Annotated in this window: 18 protein-coding genes and 1 pseudogene; 6 read left to right on the top strand and 13 right to left on the bottom strand. The window is 66.9% G+C overall.

The genetic code is table 11. The features are described from left to right. Nucleotides 1–92 precede the first annotated feature (92 nt). Nucleotides 93–1,013 carry a LytR/AlgR family response regulator transcription factor gene (locus AB7O82_RS09950; protein ID WP_428541568.1) on the bottom strand — a complete coding sequence of 307 codons (921 nt, stop codon included), beginning with the start codon at nt 1,011–1,013 and terminating at the stop codon, nt 93–95. Further along, entirely contained in the window at nt 1,013–2,275 is a 1,263-nt protein-coding gene (locus tag AB7O82_RS09945; protein WP_428619297.1) for an alpha/beta fold hydrolase, read from the bottom strand. The genes AB7O82_RS09950 and AB7O82_RS09945 overlap by 1 nt, the downstream gene beginning before the upstream one ends. A 338-nt stretch (nt 2,276–2,613) precedes the next feature. On the opposite strand from AB7O82_RS09945, the gene phaR reads away from it, so the two are divergent. Both phaR and AB7O82_RS09935 read left to right on the top strand, forming a co-directional pair. After that, nucleotides 2,614–3,291 (top strand): polyhydroxyalkanoate synthesis repressor PhaR, encoded by a 678-nt coding sequence (gene phaR, locus AB7O82_RS09940; protein WP_428541577.1) that lies wholly within the window; start codon nt 2,614–2,616, stop codon nt 3,289–3,291. A gap of 9 nt (nt 3,292–3,300) precedes the next feature. After that, nucleotides 3,301–3,486: a DUF1289 domain-containing protein gene (locus tag AB7O82_RS09935; RefSeq protein ID WP_428541580.1), complete on the top strand. Its 186-nt coding sequence runs from the start codon at nt 3,301–3,303 to the stop codon at nt 3,484–3,486. Between the two features lie 329 nt (nt 3,487–3,815). Here the strand turns inward: AB7O82_RS09935 and AB7O82_RS09930 are convergent, their stop codons facing one another. Beyond that, entirely contained in the window at nt 3,816–4,625 is an 810-nt protein-coding gene (locus AB7O82_RS09930) for an enoyl-CoA hydratase/isomerase family protein (protein ID WP_428541583.1), read from the bottom strand. Between the two features lie 86 nt (nt 4,626–4,711). On the opposite strand from AB7O82_RS09930, the gene AB7O82_RS09925 reads away from it, so the two are divergent. Then, nucleotides 4,712–6,328 (top strand): serine hydrolase domain-containing protein, encoded by a 1,617-nt coding sequence (locus tag AB7O82_RS09925; protein WP_428619295.1) that lies wholly within the window; start codon nt 4,712–4,714, stop codon nt 6,326–6,328. 46 nt (nt 6,329–6,374) lie between these two features. Here AB7O82_RS09925 and AB7O82_RS09920 read toward each other — a convergent pair whose 3' ends face one another. From AB7O82_RS09920 to AB7O82_RS09880, 9 genes are all read right to left on the bottom strand, one after another. Then, nucleotides 6,375–7,403, bottom strand: a complete 1,029-nt coding sequence (locus AB7O82_RS09920) for an amino acid ABC transporter substrate-binding protein (protein WP_428619292.1) — start codon at nt 7,401–7,403, stop codon at nt 6,375–6,377. Nucleotides 7,404–7,456: 53 nt separating this feature from the next. Next, entirely contained in the window at nt 7,457–7,723 is a 267-nt protein-coding gene (locus tag AB7O82_RS09915; protein ID WP_428541592.1) for a type II toxin-antitoxin system VapC family toxin, read from the bottom strand. A gap of 110 nt (nt 7,724–7,833) precedes the next feature. Next, nucleotides 7,834–8,079 carry a type II toxin-antitoxin system Phd/YefM family antitoxin gene (locus AB7O82_RS09910; RefSeq protein ID WP_428541595.1) on the bottom strand — a complete coding sequence of 82 codons (246 nt, stop codon included), beginning with the start codon at nt 8,077–8,079 and terminating at the stop codon, nt 7,834–7,836. Between the two features lie 50 nt (nt 8,080–8,129). Next, a complete protein-coding gene (locus tag AB7O82_RS09905) occupies nt 8,130–8,909 on the bottom strand; it encodes a succinate dehydrogenase iron-sulfur subunit (protein WP_428541598.1) in 780 nt (259 codons plus the stop codon). A 28-nt stretch (nt 8,910–8,937) separates the two neighbouring features. Next, a complete protein-coding gene (gene sdhA / locus AB7O82_RS09900; RefSeq protein WP_428541601.1) occupies nt 8,938–10,779 on the bottom strand; it encodes a succinate dehydrogenase flavoprotein subunit in 1,842 nt (613 codons plus the stop codon). A 1-nt stretch (nt 10,780) separates the two neighbouring features. Then, the gene (sdhD, locus tag AB7O82_RS09895) at nt 10,781–11,164 is read right to left on the bottom strand and encodes a succinate dehydrogenase, hydrophobic membrane anchor protein (RefSeq protein ID WP_428541604.1); all 384 of its coding nucleotides are present in this window, start codon (nt 11,162–11,164) and stop codon (nt 10,781–10,783) included. A gap of 12 nt (nt 11,165–11,176) precedes the next feature. Next, nucleotides 11,177–11,575 (bottom strand): succinate dehydrogenase, cytochrome b556 subunit, encoded by a 399-nt coding sequence (gene sdhC / locus AB7O82_RS09890; protein ID WP_428619290.1) that lies wholly within the window; start codon nt 11,573–11,575, stop codon nt 11,177–11,179. Nucleotides 11,576–11,874: 299 nt separating this feature from the next. After that, nucleotides 11,875–12,939, bottom strand: a complete 1,065-nt coding sequence (locus tag AB7O82_RS09885; protein ID WP_428541610.1) for a MaoC family dehydratase — start codon at nt 12,937–12,939, stop codon at nt 11,875–11,877. A 173-nt stretch (nt 12,940–13,112) separates the two neighbouring features. Continuing rightward, nucleotides 13,113–13,994, bottom strand: a complete 882-nt coding sequence (locus AB7O82_RS09880) for an HpcH/HpaI aldolase/citrate lyase family protein (protein WP_428556476.1) — start codon at nt 13,992–13,994, stop codon at nt 13,113–13,115. 113 nt (nt 13,995–14,107) lie between these two features. On the opposite strand from AB7O82_RS09880, the gene pdxY reads away from it, so the two are divergent. Both pdxY and AB7O82_RS09870 read left to right on the top strand, forming a co-directional pair. Continuing rightward, nucleotides 14,108–14,959 carry a pyridoxal kinase PdxY gene (pdxY, locus tag AB7O82_RS09875; RefSeq protein ID WP_428556479.1) on the top strand — a complete coding sequence of 284 codons (852 nt, stop codon included), beginning with the start codon at nt 14,108–14,110 and terminating at the stop codon, nt 14,957–14,959. Nucleotides 14,960–14,966: 7 nt separating this feature from the next. Further along, nucleotides 14,967–15,662 (top strand): LysE family translocator, encoded by a 696-nt coding sequence (locus tag AB7O82_RS09870; RefSeq protein ID WP_428619288.1) that lies wholly within the window; start codon nt 14,967–14,969, stop codon nt 15,660–15,662. A gap of 177 nt (nt 15,663–15,839) precedes the next feature. On the opposite strand, the gene AB7O82_RS09865 is transcribed toward AB7O82_RS09870, so the two are convergent. Beyond that, nucleotides 15,840–16,430, bottom strand: coding sequence for a malonic semialdehyde reductase (locus AB7O82_RS09865; protein ID WP_428619286.1), 591 nt, complete (start codon nt 16,428–16,430; stop codon nt 15,840–15,842). Nucleotides 16,431–16,534: 104 nt separating this feature from the next. On the opposite strand from AB7O82_RS09865, the pseudogene AB7O82_RS09860 reads away from it, so the two are divergent. Further along, a pseudogene (locus tag AB7O82_RS09860) lies at nt 16,535–16,737 on the top strand (hypothetical protein); the annotation flags it as partial.

Below are 16,737 nucleotides of genomic sequence, written 5' to 3'. Positions count from 1 at the left end.
TTCCATGAACGAGCCATTCGTTTCATCCATGAAGGATGAGCGGGCGGGACGCCCGCGGTCCGGAAGAGCATGACAAACGAATTACGCAGTCTTCAGCTCTTCACAGGCACCAGGCTCTCGAAACGCTGGCGGTAGCGCCGGCTGAGGTTCACCTCGGCGCCATCCTGCAGGCGGATGCGCCAGTCGCCGCTGACCCACGGCGTCACTTCCGTGATGCGGGTGACGTTCACCAGGTAGGATTTGTGGACCCGCACGAATCGCTTGGGATCGAGCTCGCTTTCGAGCTTGCTGAGCGAGGAGCGGATCTCCAGGGTCTCGCCGCCGACATGCAGGACCGCGTAGTTGCCAGACGCCTCGACCCAGTCGATGTCGGCCATCTCGACCATGATCTCGCGGCCGCGCTTGCGAACGGCGAAGCGTTCCGAAAAGGGCGGCGATGCTGCCGCCGATGGCGCTGCCGCGGGCGTCCCCGACACCGGGAGCTCTGCCGCTGTGATCTCAGCCGCCGTGTCTCCCGCCACGGGCCCCCCGGGCGGCAGCGCCGGGTCGGCGCGTTGCGGTATGCGATCGAACAGGTAGCGCAGCGCCAGGACACCGGCGCTCAGCATGCCGTAGCTCACGATGTCCTTGGCGAACTCGTAGGCCAGTCGATCAGCGGTGAGAGGAAACGAATAGTCGGTTCGCAGGATCGCCGAGAACCAGAGCAGGCGGAGCGCCGCCATGCCGACCGTGTGGGCGATGCTGAACGGCACCACGGCGGCGACGTGGATCGTGACAGTGCGCACCGATTCACCGATCGGCCAACGCCGGTGCAGCCAGTACAGCGCGGGCAGCAGCGCCGCGACGACGACATGGCTCGTCAGCTCGATCGCCAGCGCATGATCGAGCCCGATCGGCCGGCCGATCCTCTGCTGGTTGGCCATCTCGACGTAGCTGCGCGCCGCGACGGATACCGCCAGCAGGATCGTCCAGGCGGTGAACAGGCGCCAATCGAAGGTCTTGCGGCCCGACATCACGATCGGCGCTTGGCGGGGATGGCGCCCAGCCACCCGAACAGGGGTGTCCAGCAGAGCTCGCGCGCGCGGCCGCTCACCACCATGCCGATATGGCCGAGCGGCAGGTCGTGACGCGCGACGGTGTCGAAGCCGCGTCCCGGCTCGGCAAGCGCCGCCGCCGACAGGGGCGGCACGATGCGATCGCCCGAGGGAATCATGACCAGTGCGGGGACGTTCACCCGCCGCGGCACGATCCGCCGGCCGCCGACTTTCCACTGGCCCCGGCCGGGCAGGTTGTCGCCATACCAGCCGATCAGGCACTCGCGCGCCGTCGGTCCGGCCAGCGGGGCGCCGCCGTTCAGCCAGTCCTCCAGCAGCACAAACTCGCGTGCCGCCTGGCTCTGCGGGTCCATGCCGAGGAAGCGGCCGAACTTCTTGACCGCGAGCCATGGATCGAGCGACCAGAACAGGGTCTGCAGGACGTCGACCGGCAGCTCGCCGATGCGGTCGGCCATCTCAGCCAACATCGGCCCCGCCGTCAGCAGGAAGGCGTGGCCCGTTCGGTCGGCGTGGAAGTCCCACGGCGTCGCCAGCAAGGCGAGCCCGGCGACCCGGCGCGGCTGGCGTGCCGCCAGGGCCACGGCGAGCGTGCCGCCCATACAGTAGCCCATCACCGCCGGTGCGCGGCGCGCCCGACGGGCGAGGAAGGCCGCGGCACGCTCGAGGCGGGCCACGTAGGCCGTGAGATCGAAGCGTCGTTCGTCGGCGTCGGGCGTTCCCCAATCGACCAGATAGGGCCTGAGCCCCTCGGACGCCATGGCGCGCAGCAGGCTCTTCTCGAGGGTCAGGTCGAGCACTTCCCAGCGGTTGATCAGCGACGGCACCACGAGCACGGCGCGCGCGCTGCGCGTCCGCGCCGCACGGTGGGTCGCGCCATAGTCGAGCAGGCGCGTGTTGCCCTCGCTCCAGACCGCCAGCGGGTTCGCGAGGGTACGATGGACCGGATGCTCGCGATAGGCGATCACGCCGTCGGCCAGCCGGCGCAGGCGGCGGGCGATCTCGCGCTGGAGCGCCGCTTCGAACCTCTCGCCTTTCGCCGCCTCGAGGGCGGCGACCTCGGGCAGCAGGGCGGCCAGCGACTCAGGAGGCGCCGAGGCGGGCCTCGAGCTGGGCGAGCCGGACTTCCAGAGCTTCCACGCGCTTTCGCAGCTCGCCCATGTCATCAGGGCCGTGCCCAGGTGCAGCGGCAGCGGACGCGGTCCCAGTCGGGGAGGATGCATGCGGAGCTCCTTGGGCCGCCTGCAGCACCGAAGCGAACTGCGCGTTTGCGGCAGCGAAAAGGCGGGCAATCTGTTCGGTCAGCGCCGGGTCGGCGGCGAGCCCGGAAAGCTGGCTCTGCCAGAGGTCCAGGTAACGGCGCGCCAGTCGGTCGAAATCGGCGGTATCGTCGCTGTCGGAAGGCATGCCCGCACTATAGCGGATCGCTGGCGGATCGCGCCGCGAACACGGCTTTCGCAAGCGCAAACCCTGCCTTGTCGCACTGCGGTATCAGCGCTAAGGTTTAAGTTCCGAGATAAACGGGCGTTCACCGCGTTCGGGAACGAGGGAGCGATGCGTAATGGCCGACCAGGCAGTACCCGAAAGCGGACCCAAACCCGCCCCCGTGGTGATCAAGAAATACGCCAACCGGCGTCTCTACAATACGGCGACCTCGGCGTATGTGACGCTCGACCACCTGTCGCAGATGGTGAAGGACAAGACCGACTTCGTCGTCTACGACGCCAAGACCGGCGACGACATCACCCGCTCGGTGCTGACCCAAATCATCTTCGAGGAGGAGAGCAAGAGCGGGCAGAACCTGCTGCCGATCCCGTTCCTGCGCCAGCTCATCTCGTTCTACGGCGATTCGCTGCAAGGCGTGGTGCCGCAGTATCTCGAGATGTCGATGACCCAGTTCGCCCGCAACCAGGAGCAGATGCGGCGCTATATGCAGAATGCCTTCGGCTTCAACCCGTTCCAGCAGTTCGAGACGATGGGCAAGCAGAACATGGCGATGTTCGAGAAGGCCATGCGCATGTTCAATCCGTTCCACCCCGGCCAGGCCGGCGGGCCCAATCCCCCGCCGCCGACGGCCGCCAACGGCCAGGAGCCGCCCAAGCCCGAAGCCGCCGCGTCAAACAAGGAAGCCGCGTCGAACAAAGATGCCGCGCCCAACAAGGATGCCGCGATCGATGCACTGAAGCGCAAGCTCGATGAGCTGCAGAACCAGCTCGCCGAACTCAGCAAGAAGCCCTGAGCGCCCGCCATGGGAGACGGCCCGCCTCCGCTGCGCCGCGTGATGTCGCCCTGCATCGGCATCTGCACGCTCGATCGCAAGAGCGGCTTCTGCCTCGGCTGCAAGCGCGACATCGAGGAGATCGGCCGCTGGGCAATGCTCGACGACCCGCAGCGCCAGGCCATCATCGACCAGTTGCCCAGCCGGAAGATGTGATCATTTGCCTACTATGAAGATCGGGCGGGTACCGCCCCGATCTTCTCAGCATCGTGGTGCGCGCCGGCGTGCTGGGTGTCTCCCCAGGGTCTTCGCTGGGGAGGTGTCACCGTCATCGGGGACCTGCCTTCGCCGAAGCGAAGCCGCTTCGGCTTCGCGCAGGCAGGCGGAGGGCTCATTGCTGGGAGCGCGCCACTCCGATGGCGCTCTTCTTGCTGACTATACATCCGATGAGCGCCATCGGAGTGGCGCGCTCCCAGCAATGAGCCCGTGACCTCTCCGTCGCGTATGACGCGACACCTCCCCAGCGAAGCTGGGGAGGAGAAGACCTACCGCCCCTTGAACGACGGCTTGCGCTTCTCGCGGAAGGCCGACGTGCCTTCGCGATAGTCCTCGGTCAGGCCGGTCAGGACGTTCTGCTCGGAATCCATGTGCGAACCGAGATCGTCGAGCGCGTGGGCGAAGCGATTCACCGTGGTCTTGCTCATGCGCACCGGGATCGGCGGCTGGCGCGCGATGCGCTCGGCGAAGGCCATCGCAGCAGGCAAAGCCTGCCCATCCTCGACCACGGTCTCGACCAGGCCCCACGCCAGCGCCTCGGCGGCGCCGATGCGATCCGAGGCAAGGATGACCGCCTGCTTGGTGCGCGCCGGTCCCATCAGCGCCAGCATGCGCGGGATCGAGCCCCAGCTCATGTTCATGCCGAGCTCGACCTCGGGAATGCGGAAATGCGCGGAGCGGCCGCAGGTGCGGAAATCGAGCGCCACGACCAGCGCCGCGCCGCCGCCGATGCAATGGCCTTCGATGGCGGCGACCGTCACCTGCTCCATGTCCTGCCACGCCTTGCACATCTTCGGACCGAGGCGCTGGCGATGGATGCGCTCGCCGATGGCCATGGTATCGCGTTGCCGGCCCTCGGGATCCTTGAGATCGAAGCCGGCGGAGAACGCCCTGGCCGAACCGGTCAGGATCACTACCGAGGTCTCGAGATCGTCCTCGAAATCGCGCGGCACGTCGCGCAGCTCGCGCATCGCCTGGTGGCTCAGGGCATTGATGTCGTCGCCGCGATCGAAGCGCACCACGGCGATCCGGCCCTGCGGCCCCATTCCCTTCTCGACCTTGACGAAGCGCCGCTCCATCTCGCGTTCCTCCCGTGTTCGAGAGATGGTAGCGGCTCGGCTTTACAATCACGAGCCGCTTGGCTTCAGTGCCTGCCATGTCCTCAATGCCAGCCTCATCCCCTTCCATCGACTCTCTCGCTCTCGAACATCGTGTCGACGCGCTGTTCGCCCACTATACGAAGCAAGGCTCGCCCGGCGCCATCGTCGCCGTCATGCAAGGCGGCCGGATCGAGCTGCGCAAGGGTTACGGCCTCGCCAGCGTCGAGCTCGGCGTGCCGATCGGCCCGCACACGCGCTTTCGAATCGCCTCGGTCAGCAAGCAGTTCACCGTCAGCGCCGCCCTGATGCTGGCGGCCGAAGGCAGGCTCGACCTCGACGCACCGCCGCACAAATACGTGCCGGAGCTGAAGCCCCTGCCCGTCACCATCGACCAGATGATGCGCAACTCGAGCGGCCTGCCCGACTTCCTCGAATTGCTGCGGCTGGGCGGCCACGGGCTCGACAAGCCGGCGCGACCGGAGGATCTCCTGGCCGCCTGCCATCGCAACGGCCACCTCAACTTCACGCCGGGCAGCCGCTTTCTCTACAGCAACACCAACTTCCTGCTGCTCGGCCACATCATCGAGCGGGTCGAGGGCAAGAAGCTGGGCGAGGTGCTGGCCGAGCGCCTCTTCCGACCGCTCGGCATGACCGGGACCCAGCTGGTGGCCGAGATTGATGCCGTGACCCCCGACCTCGCAACCGGCTATCTGGGCGACGCGGCGAGCGGTTTCCGTCGCGCCCAGCACGGCTATCCGCAGGGCGGCGAAGGCGGCCTCACTTCGACGGCTGACGACCTGCTGATCTGGAGCCGCCATTTCGACCGGCCGACGCTGTCGCTTGGCGACCTGCCGGCTCAGCTCGCCGCCGTGCGGCCCCTCGCCGGCGGCCACGCCAACAAATATCGCCGCGGCGTGCAGGCCGATGACCTGGGCGGCCTGCAGACGATCGGCCACGGCGGGCTGTGGCCGGGCTTCCGCACCGAGTTCCTGCGCGTGCCGGAGGCCGATCTCACCGTGGTGGTGATCGCCAACCTCGCGAGCATCGATCCGTGGCGCCAGGCGCGCACCATCGCCCGGATGGTCCTGGAAGGCCATGAACGCCTGAAGCCGGCGCCCTCCGCTCTCACCGAGGTCGAGATCGCGCCGCTCGCCGGCGCCTGGTTCAACGCCGAGGAACCGTCGCTGTTCGACCTGGCGTGGCGCAACGGCGAGGCGACGGTGACGCAGAACGGCATGCCCTTCGTGCTCGGCCGCCGTGCCGACGGCTGGCTCGCTGCCGAGCGCGGCTCGTTCGAGTTCGCGATGAAGCCCGACGGCAAGGATCGCGTCGCCGTCGATCTCGGCGCCGGCCGCGTGCTCGCCTTCAGCAGGCTCGGCCAGCGCGACGCCGTGCCGGCCGCGCTCGACGGCCGCTACGCCTCGGCCGATTGCGGCGCCACCTGGACGATCCAGCACAACGGCGAGGCCTGGACCATGGCCGTGAGCGGCCCGCTGATCGCCGGCGGCCCGCCGTGGACGATACGCGGCCTCGACGCCGACACGATCGAGATCGAATCGCCGGCAAGCTGGATCACCCCGACCCAACTCGCGCACCTGGTGCGCGACGGCGCCGGCAACATCACCGCGCTCGAGGTCTCGACCGGCCGCATCAAGAAGATGCGCTTCGATCGGGTGGGGTGACGGCGTCAACCCCTCCTCCCCAGCTTTGCTGGGGAGGAGAAGATCGTCACCTGAACGGAATCGCGTACATCAGGCCGCCGTTGGTCCACAGCGCGTTCTGACCGCGCTCAAGCTTGAGCGGGGTGTTGACGCCGACATGGCGCTCGTAGCTCTCGCCATAGTTCCCGATCTGCTTGATGATGTTGTACATCCACTTCTCGTCGACGCCGACCGCCTTGCCGTAGCCCGGCGTCACGCCGAGGAAGCGCTTGATGACGGGATCGTCGCTCTTCAGCATCTCGTCGACGTTCTTCGAGGTGATGCCGAGCTCCTCGGCCTCGATCATGCCCATCAGGGTCCACTTCACCAGGTCGAGCCACTGGTCATCGCCGTGCCGCACGATCGGACCGAGCGGTTCCTTGGAGATGCGCTCGGGCAGGATCGCATGCTCGCCCTTGCCTGAGAGCTGCGCGGCGCGCACCGCGGCCAGGCCTGAGGCGTCCGTCGTGTACGCATCGCAGCGGCCCGCGGCGTAGGCCTGCAGAAGCTCATCGAGCTTCTCGATCAGCACCGGCTTGAAGGTCATCTTGTTCTTGCGGAAGTAGTCGGCGAGGTTGAGCTCGGTGGTCGTGCCGGGCTGCACGCAGATCGTGGCGCCGTTCAGCTCCTTGGCGCTCTTGATGCCGCTCTTGGCCGGCACGAGGAAGCCCTGACCGTCGTAGAAATTGACGCCGGCGCCGTTGAAGCCGAGCGAGGTATCGCGCATCAGGGTCTGCGTGGCGTTGCGGGTGATGACGTCGACCTCGCCCGACTGCAGGGCGACGAAGCGCTGCTGCGCCGTGGTCGGCGTGAACTTCACCTTCTCCGCATCTCCGAACATCGCGGCAGCGATCGCCTTGCAGAGATCGACGTCGAGCCCCGTCCATTTGCCCTGGCTGTCGGAGAACGAGAACCCGGCGAGCCCGGTATTCACCGCGCATTGCACGAAGCCCTTGGCCTTGACCGCATCGAACGTGGTGCCAGCCAAGGCGGGTGAAGACGTCAGGGCAACTGCCCCAGAGAGTGCCCCTATTGCAATAAAGGATTTGACGATCATGCTCGCGCCCTCTGTTTCAATTGCAGTCCAAGCCTGGCAAACGCCACGCCGTCTCAGCCCGCACCGAAGATCGGCACGCCGTACGGAGTGAGCTTACGGTCCCTTGTCAGGAGCACCAGCCCTTCTATCGTGGCTTGCGCGACAAGCATTCGGTCGAATGGATCGGTATGGTGAAGCGGCAGCCGGCCTGCGAGTTCCGCGTGCTCGGCCAAGATCGGAAGTATCTGGAACCTGCTCGCAGTGCATGATGCGATCGTGTCGCCGTCGAAGTCGAGGCGACCGCTGGCTCTCTTGATCGATATCTCCCAGACTGTCGCCACACTTACGAATACCCGTTACCGATATCGCCGATTGCCTCGCGCGCCGTCTGCGACAGCTCGCTCCATTCCCACCACAGGAAATCGTGCGTGTCGGCGAGGAGATCCACAGCTCAGGGATCGTAGCCGAATTGCTTCAGCAGCTCAGGAGGCAGCGGATCGTCGAAATCCGGCGCGATCCATTTGATTTTCATGAGCCCCGACGGGCGTCGTCGCCCCTTCGGGGCACCTGGAACCGGCACCAGCTTGGCCATCGGCCGACAGTGCTTGGCGACCACGATCTCCTCGCCAGAGGCAGCACGATCCACCAGCGACGAGAGCTGGTTCTTGGCCTCGTAGAGGTTGAAGACCCTGGTCATGGAAATCTGGCCAACTTGGCCAAAATTCTACATCTCCGTCGCTCAGACCGTCAAATCGTCCGCTCGACCATCATCTTCTTGATCTCGGCGATGGCCTTCGCCGGATTGAGACCCTTGGGGCAGGTCTTGGTGCAGTTCATAATGGTGTGGCAGCGGTAGAGCCGGAACGGATCCTCGAGCTGGTCGAGGCGCTCGCCCTTGGCCTCGTCGCGGCTGTCGGCCAGCCAACGGTAGGCCTGCAGCAGGATCGCCGGGCCGAGATAGCGCTCGCCATTCCACCAGTAGCTCGGGCACGCGGTCGAGCAGCAGAAGCACAGGATGCACTCCCACAGCCCGTCGAGCCGGGCGCGCTCGTCGTGCGACTGCAGGCGCTCGCGGGTCGGCGGCTGGCTGGTCGATTTCAGCCACGGCTCGATGGAGGCGAGCTGGGCGTAGGGCACGGTGAGATCGGGCACCAGGTCGCGCACCACCGGCATGTGGGGCAGCGGGTAGATCTTCACGTCGCCCTTGATGTCGGACAGGTACTTGGTGCAGGCCAGCGTGTTGGTGCCGTCGATGTTCATCGCGCACGAGCCGCACACGCCCTCGCGGCACGAGCGGCGGAAGGTCAGCGAGCTGTCCATCTCGTTCTTGATCTTGATCAGCGCGTCGAGAACCATCGGCCCGCAGCTGTCCAAGTCGACCTCGTAGGTGTCGAGCGAGGGATTCTTGCCGTCGTCAGGCGTCCAGCGATAGACCTTGAATGTCCGGATGTTCTTGGCGCCCGCCGGCGCCTTGTAGGTTTGGCCCGCGCCGATCTTGGAATTGGCGGGCAGTGCGAACTCGGCCATCGTTCCCTCTCGACCTGTCGGACGTTGCTCAGTACACGCGCGCCTTGGGCGGGAACGACTGAACGTCGTTGCTCATCGGCTGCAGCTTGACCGGGCGATAATCGATGCGCGTCTTGCCGCTGTCGTCGACCCAGATCACCGTGTGCTTCAGCCATTCCTTGTCGTCGCGCTCGGGGTAGTCCTCGCGGGCGTGCGCGCCGCGGCTTTCCTTGCGGTTGGCGGCGGACCGGATGGTCGCCTGGGCGAGCAGGATCAGGTTCTCGAACTCCAGCGTCTCCATCAGGTCGGAGTTCCAGATCAGCGAGCGGTCCTTGACCCGGATATCGGAACGCCCGCCGATCACCTTTTCCAGATTGTTGCAGCCCTCGTCGAGGCTCTGCTGGGTGCGGAACACGGCGCAGTCGTTCTGCATGGCGCGCTGCATGTTCGTGCGCAACTGGGCGGTGCCGGTGCCGCCTGAGGCATGGCGCAGCCGGTCGAAGCGGGCGATCGCTTCCTCGCCGGCGTGCGCCAGCCGCTTGTGCGGCTCGCCGGGCGTCACCAGCTCGAGGGCGCGATTGGCGGCGGAGCGGCCAAACACTACGAGGTCGAGCAGCGAGTTGGTGCCGAGCCGGTTGGCGCCGTGCACCGAGACGCAGGCCGCCTCGCCGATCGCCATCAACCCCGGAACCACGTAGTTCGGGTCGCCGTCCTTGACCGTCAGCACCTCGCAGTGATGATTGGTCGGGATGCCGCCCATGTTGTAGTGGCAGGTCGGCAGGATGGGTATCGGCTGGCGCGTCACGTCGACGCCGGCGAAGATCCGCGCCGTCTCGGCGATGCCGGGCAGGCGCTCGTGGATCAGCTTCGGGTCGAGATGCTCGATGTGCAGCTCGATGTAGTCCTTGTTGGGGCCGCAGCCGCGGCCTTCGCGGATCTCGATGGTCATCGAGCGGCTGACGACATCGCGCGAGGCCAGATCCTTGGCCGACGGCGCGTAGCGTTCCATGAAACGCTCGCCGCTGGCGTTGGTCACGTAGCCGCCCTCGCCGCGCACGCCCTCGGTGATCAGGCAGCCCGCGCCGTAGATGCCGGTGGGATGGAACTGGACGAACTCCATGTCCTGGGTCGGCAGGCCGGCGCGCAGCACCATGGCGCCACCGTCGCCGGTGCAGGTGTGCGCCGAGGTGCAGGAAAAGTAGGCGCGACCGTAGCCGCCGGTCGCCAGCACGGTCTTGTGGGCGCGGAAGCGATGGATGGTGCCGTCGTCGAGGTTCCAGGCCATGACGCCGCGGCACACGCCCTCGTCCATGATCAGGTCGAGCGCATAGTACTCGACGAAGAACTCGGCGTTGTTCTTGAGCGACTGCTGGTAGAGCGTATGCAGCATGGCATGGCCGGTGCGGTCGGCTGCGGCACAGGCGCGGTGGGCGATGCCCTTGCCGTACTCGGTCGTCATGCCGCCGAACGGACGCTGGTAGATCTTGCCCTCGGGCGTTCGGCTGAAGGGCACGCCGTAATGCTCAAGCTCGATGACGGCCGGCACTGCCTCGCGACACATGTATTCGATGGCGTCCTGGTCGCCCAGCCAGTCCGAGCCCTTCACCGTGTCGTACATGTGCCAGCGCCAATCGTCCGGCCCCATGTTGCCGAGCGACGCCGCGATGCCGCCCTGCGCCGCCACAGTGTGGCTGCGGGTCGGAAACACCTTGGTGACACAGGCCGTCTTCAGGCCCTTGGCCGCCATGCCGAACGTGGCGCGCAGGCCCGAGCCACCGGCGCCGACCACGACGACGTCGTACTCGTGATCGACGACCTTGTAGGCATTGCCGCCGATGTTGACGGTGCCGGCACTGGCGCCGTTGGTCTTGCCGCTGCTTGCCTCGGCCATGTCAGCCTCCGAAACCGATGCGCAGGATGGCGACCACCGCCGCCAGCCCGAAGAAGAACGCGACGAAGCGGATGGCCACGATCAGGGCGAGCTTCCAGCCGTCGCCGTGCACGTAGTCCTCGACCACGACCTGCATGCCGAGCTGGCCGTGATGCAGGCCGATGACGATGGTCAGGATCAGCAACACCATGACGACCGGCGAGCCGATCCACGCACGCACCGCCATGTGGTCGGCGCCGCTCAGCATCACGAGAGACACCGCGAACCACACGACCAGCGGGATCAGGGCGATGGCGGTGATCCGCTGCGCCCACCAATGATGCAGGCCGTCGCGCGCCGAACCGAGGCCGCGGGCGCGGGCCAGGGGAGTTCTGCGATCATCCATGGTCCGCTCTCCTTACGCCAGGCTCAGGCCGACGATCCACGATACCAGGGTCGCCACTGCCGATACGCCGACCACGATCCAGCCGCTGCGATAGGCATCCTTGAGCTCGAAGCCGTAGCCGGCGTCCCAGAACAGGTGCCGGATGCCGTTGCACAGGTGGTAGAATAGACAAAACAGCCAGCCGGCCAAAAAGATGCGGCCCAGGATCGAGGTGTTGAAGCCCTGGAACAGCGCGTAGGTCTTGGGGCTCGCGGAGGCGTAGACCACCCAGGTCGCGAGATAGAGCGCCCCCACCGACAAGGCCATGCCGGTCCCGCGATGCAGGATCGACAGGACCGAGGTGAGCTGCGGCCGGTAGACCTGCAGGTGCGGAGAGAGTGGCCGGTGGACCGGCCGATTGGCGACGCTCATCGCGATGGACCCCGAATAGCGAGACGGCTTTGTCCTGTTTAGCGCGCGGCCGCCGTCAGTTCAACGAAAGTGAGGGGAACTTCAAGCTTAAGCCCCGGATTTCTCAGCGAAATTTGCGAGCTGAGCTGGGCGTCGGGAGTATCCCCTGCTTCATGACGGGACCGCGGGCGTCCCGCCCGCTCATGATCATGACGGACCGCGGGCGTCCCGCCCGCTCAGAGTCCTCATGGTCAAGCGCTGAGCATTCGCATGGTCGTTCATTGGCGGGCCAGGCGCCCGCGGTCCAAGATCATGAGGTGCTAGCGCCGGCGCGGCACCAGCAGCCAGTAGTCGAGATCGAGCACGACCGCCGGGTGGTACTTGCCGTCGGCCTGCTTGCCCGGCCACGAGCCGGCCGGGCAATCCTTGCTGGCGATCGTGCGGACGCGCAGGCCACCTACGTCGGCGCGGCCCCGCAGGGGCGCCGTCTCCAGCACTTCGGACCAGGCATAGATCGTGTCGCCACCGAAGGTCGGCGCGACATGGCTGCCGCCGTTGATCGCGGCCATGCGAAAGCCGTTGGCCAGCCCGTTGAAGGACAGCGCGCGGGCGAGGGAGATCACGTGCCCGCCATAGGCCAACCGTCGGCCGAAGCGCGTGCTCTTGCCGGCGAAAGCGTCGAAATGAACCCGCGCGGTGTTCTGATAGAGCCGCGTCGAGAACATGTGATCGGACTCCTCGAGCGTGATGCCGCTCACATGGTCGATACGCTCGCCCGGTTGGTAGTCCTCCCAGCGATCCGACGACCCTGCCGCGATGTCGTCGTAGCCGGCGAGGTCGAGCCCCTTGGGCACGATCAGGTCGGCCGGCGCCACCGAAGGCGCCGTCCTGGGCGTCACCGCCTGCGCGACGGCAGCCTCGCGATCGCGCTTGTTCACCATCACCCAGCGCACGTAGTCGAGCACCATCTCGCCGTTCTGGTTGACCCCGGTCGAGCGCACCCAGACCACGCCGCTCGCGCGGTTGGAGTTTTCCCGCAGGCCGAGCACCGTCGACTGCGCCGACAGCGTGTCGCCGGGGTAGACCGGGACACCCCAGCGGAACTCGGCGTAGCCGAGATTGGCCACGGCATTGAGGGAGATGTCGGGCACCGTCTTGCCGATCACGACATGGAAGACCAGCAGATCGTCGAGCGGCGCGCGCGGCAGGCCGAGCGCGCGTGCGAACACGTCGGACGAGTTGATGGCGAAACGCGAGCCGTAGAGCCCGACATTGAGCGCGGCATCGGCCTCGGTGAGCGTGCGCGGCGTGGCGTGCCGGATCTCCTGGCCGACGTGGAAATCTTCGAAGAAGTTGCCGGCGCTGGTCTTGCTCTTGGTTCTCATGTTGGTCTCTTTCATGGTCTTCCGGACCGCGAGCGTCTCGCTCGCTTAAGATACATGAGCTCTTCCTGGACTGGGGGCGCCCCGCCCGATCATGGTTCTTGTGCGGGGGGGACGCCCGCGGTCCAGGAAGAGCTTGAGCGAGCGAGACGCTCGCGGTCCGGAAGAAAACACGGTCACGCCGCTTCCAGCATCTCGCGGATCGCGGCGTCGAGCGCCAGGGCGCGCTCGGCCTGCTCGACGTGCAGGTTCTCGATCATACGGCCGTCGACCGTGACCACGCCCTTGCCCTCGGCCTGCGCCTGCCTGAAGGCGGTGACGATCTTGCCCGCCATCTCGAGCTCAGACGACGACGGCGCGAACACCTCGTTGCACGGCTCGACCTGGCTGGGATGGATGAGCGTCTTGCCGTCGAAGCCCATCTCGAGGCCCTGCTGGCAGGCGGCACGGAAGCCCGCCTCGTCCTTGATGTCGTTGTAGACGCCGTCGAGGATGGTGAGCCCGTGAGCGCGCGCCGCCAGCATGCCGAGGCCGAGCGCCGTTACCATCGGCAGGCGCATCGGCGTGTGGCGCGCGCGCATGTCCTTCACCAGGTCGTTGGTGCCCATGACGAAGAGGCTGAGCCGCGGATGGGCGCCGGCGATCTCCTCGGCGCGCAGGATGCCCTTAGGCGTCTCCATCATCGCCCACACCATCATCGAGGCCGGCGCGCCTGCCGCATCGAGCTGCGTCACGACATCGTGCACCTGCGCCGCGCTCTCGACCTTGGGCACCAGGATTGCGTCGGCGCCCGATTTTGCGATAGCGGCAATGTCGGCCTTGCCCCACTCGGTGGCGAGCCCGTTGCAGCGGATGGCGATCTCGCGCTTGCCGTAGCTGCGACCTTGCGCCGCCACCACCACGTTGGCACGTGCCGCCTCCTTGGCGTCGGGCGCCACCGCGTCCTCGAGGTCGAAGATCAGCGCGTCGGCCGGCAGAGTGCGCGCCTTCTCCAGCGCGCGCGTGTTGGCACCCGGCATGTAGAGGACGCTGCGGCGAGGACGGACGATCTGGGCCATCACGATGATTCCGGGGAGCGGGGTTCCGAGGAGTGAGGTTCCGGGCGACGGGGATACCTGCAGGGGCGGCGGACTATAACGGCGGGCCTGCTTGTGGCAAGGTCTTGGACTGCATGCATTTTCTTTCTCTTCAGAGCCATGTCGCCTACGGCTATGTCGGCAACCGGGCAGCCACCTTTCCTTTGCAACGATTGGGCCACGAGGTCTGGGCGGTAAACACGGTGGAATTCTCCAATCACACCGGCTACGGCGCCTGGCGCGGCAGGGTCGCACCGGCCGACCAGGTGGGCGAGATCGTGCAGGGCATCGAGGCGCTGGGCCTCCTGAAGCGCTGCGACGCCCTGCTCACCGGCTACGTCGGCGACGCCGCCCTGGCCGATGTCGTGCTCGATACTGCACGCCGCGTGCGCCAGGCCAACCCGCGCGCACTGTGGTGCTGCGATCCGGTGCTGGGCGACGTCGACACCGGCCTGTATGTCCGGCCGGGCATCGACGCCTTCTTCCGCGAGCGTGCCATTCCGGCCTGCGACCTGGTCACCCCCAACCATTTCGAGCTCGAGCACCTGACGGGTCGCACGGTGACGACCCTGGACGACGCGCTGGCCGCGGCGCGCACTCTGCTGAACGGGCCGAGGCTCGCCCTGATCACCAGCCTGCGCCGCGCCGACGCGCCGCCCGACCGGATCGAGATGCTGGCCGTCGGCCGCGACGCCGCCTGGCGCATCGCCACGCCGCTGATCGGTTTCGAGATCGCCCCCAACGGCACCGGTGATGCGGTGGCGGCTTTGTTCTCCGCCCACTGGATCGAAAGCGGCGACGTCGCGCTGGCGCTCGGCAAGGCGGCCTCGTCGATCTTCGCCGTGCTCGAGGCGACGCGCGCCGCCGGCGAGCGCGAGCTGCAGCTGGTGGCGGCGCAGGATCGCCTGGTCGCCCCGCGGCGTTGCTTCGTCGCCGAGGCGCTCTAGCCCGGCCATGAGAGTCCCGGGCTTCGTCTTCGATCCCATTGCGCTTGCCATCGAAGGCGCCATCATCGGCTTCCTGATCGCCGTGCCGGTCGGGCCAGCGGCAGTGCTGTGCATCCGCCGCTCGATCACCGTCGGCGCGGTGGCCGGCTACCTGACCGGCATCGGCGCCGCGCTGGGCGATGCAGTGTTCGGCGCGGTTGCGGCATTCGGCCTCTCCTTCGTCGAGCAGTTCGTCGCCGAACGCGAGGCCTGGCTGCTCGCCCTCGGCGGCACCGGCCTGTGCGCCATGGGCTGGACCACCATGCGCCACCGCCCGCGCACGGTCGGCGATCCGGTGGCCGACGACCGCGAGCACCGCATCTCGACCCACTTCCAGTACGCCAGCTCAAGCTTCTTCATCACCGTGTTCAACCCGCTGACCGTGATGGCCTTCGGCGCGGCCTTCGCCGGCCGTAACCTGGCGGGCGTCGGCGCCAGCCTGCCCGACGCCGGCCTCTTGGTCACCGCCGTGTTCTGCGGCGCGCTCGCCTGGTGGATCCTGATCTGCACCGCTTCGGTGGCGCTGCGCGCACGCTTCACCGGCGTCGGCCTGCTGTGGCTGAACCGCATTTCCGGCGCCGTCATCCTGGCCTTCGGCGTCGCCGCCCTGGTCTCGCTGCTGCCGATCCCGTGGCGCTCGATCGGCCGCAATTTCGGGATTTGAGGCTTTCAGCGATTATGCTCATTACTGTCAGCGCGCCACTCCGATGGCGCTCATGCTCTTTTCGGACCGCGGGCGTCTCGCCCGCTCATGGCTCATGAGAAGGGCGGGCGGGACGCCCGCGGTCCAGATGAAGACCATGAGCGCCATCGGAGTGGCGCGCTCCCAGCGAAGACCCGATCACATCAGCGTGCACGCCTCCTCGAACGAATGGCGCGGGCTGCGGTTGAACAGCTTGCTGTGGTCGCCGTAGCCGATGTTGCACAGGAAGTTCGACTTGAAGCGGCCGTCCGGAAAGAAGGCCTGGTCGACCATCGCATTATTGAAGCCGCTCATCGCACCGCAATCGAACCCCAGCGCGCGGGCGGCAATGATGAGGTACGCGCCCTGCAAGGTGCCGTTGCGCACCGCGGTCACCCGCGCCATCTCCTCCTTTCCCGCGCCCTTGAACAGCTCGATCGCCGCTGGATTGTGCGGGAAGATGGTCGGCAGGTGCTCGTAGAATTGCGTGTCGTAGGCGACGATCGCGGTGACCGGCGCCGCCATCGTCTTGTCGAGGTTGCCCGGGCTGAGGGCGGGCTTCAGCTTCTCCTTGCCCTCGCGCGTGCGGACGAAGACGATGCGGCCCGGCTGGGAGTTCACCGAGGTCGGCCCCCATTTCATGATTTCGTAGATCTCACGCAGTTGCTGATCGGTAACCGGCTTGGGCAGCCAGACATTGTGCGTGCGGGCATTCCTCAGGATCTTGTCCAGCGATTGGGCGTCGAGCATTTGTCTCCCCGGTTGATGCAGGACCGTAGCCAAGCCCATGCTCCCGGTCGAGCGTGGGCGGTCTGTGCTAGGCTCACCTCATATCGTCACGCAGGACCCAATCGATGCTCACCGTTCCGATCGATCCGGCGAAGTTCAAGGATCCCCTGACCACCGCCAGGGGTGAGACGCGCGCGCATGTCGCGCTGCGCTCTCTCGACACGCTGTGGTTCAACACCGGCACGCTTTGCAACCTCACGTGCGCCAACTGCTACATCGAATCATCGCCACGCAACGACCGGCTGGTCTATCTGACCGCCGCCGAGGT

Source organism: Reyranella sp., from assembly GCF_050185545.1.
Classification (GTDB): domain Bacteria; phylum Pseudomonadota; class Alphaproteobacteria; order Reyranellales; family Reyranellaceae; genus Reyranella.
This window is presented reverse-complemented; position numbering and strand designations above follow the sequence as displayed.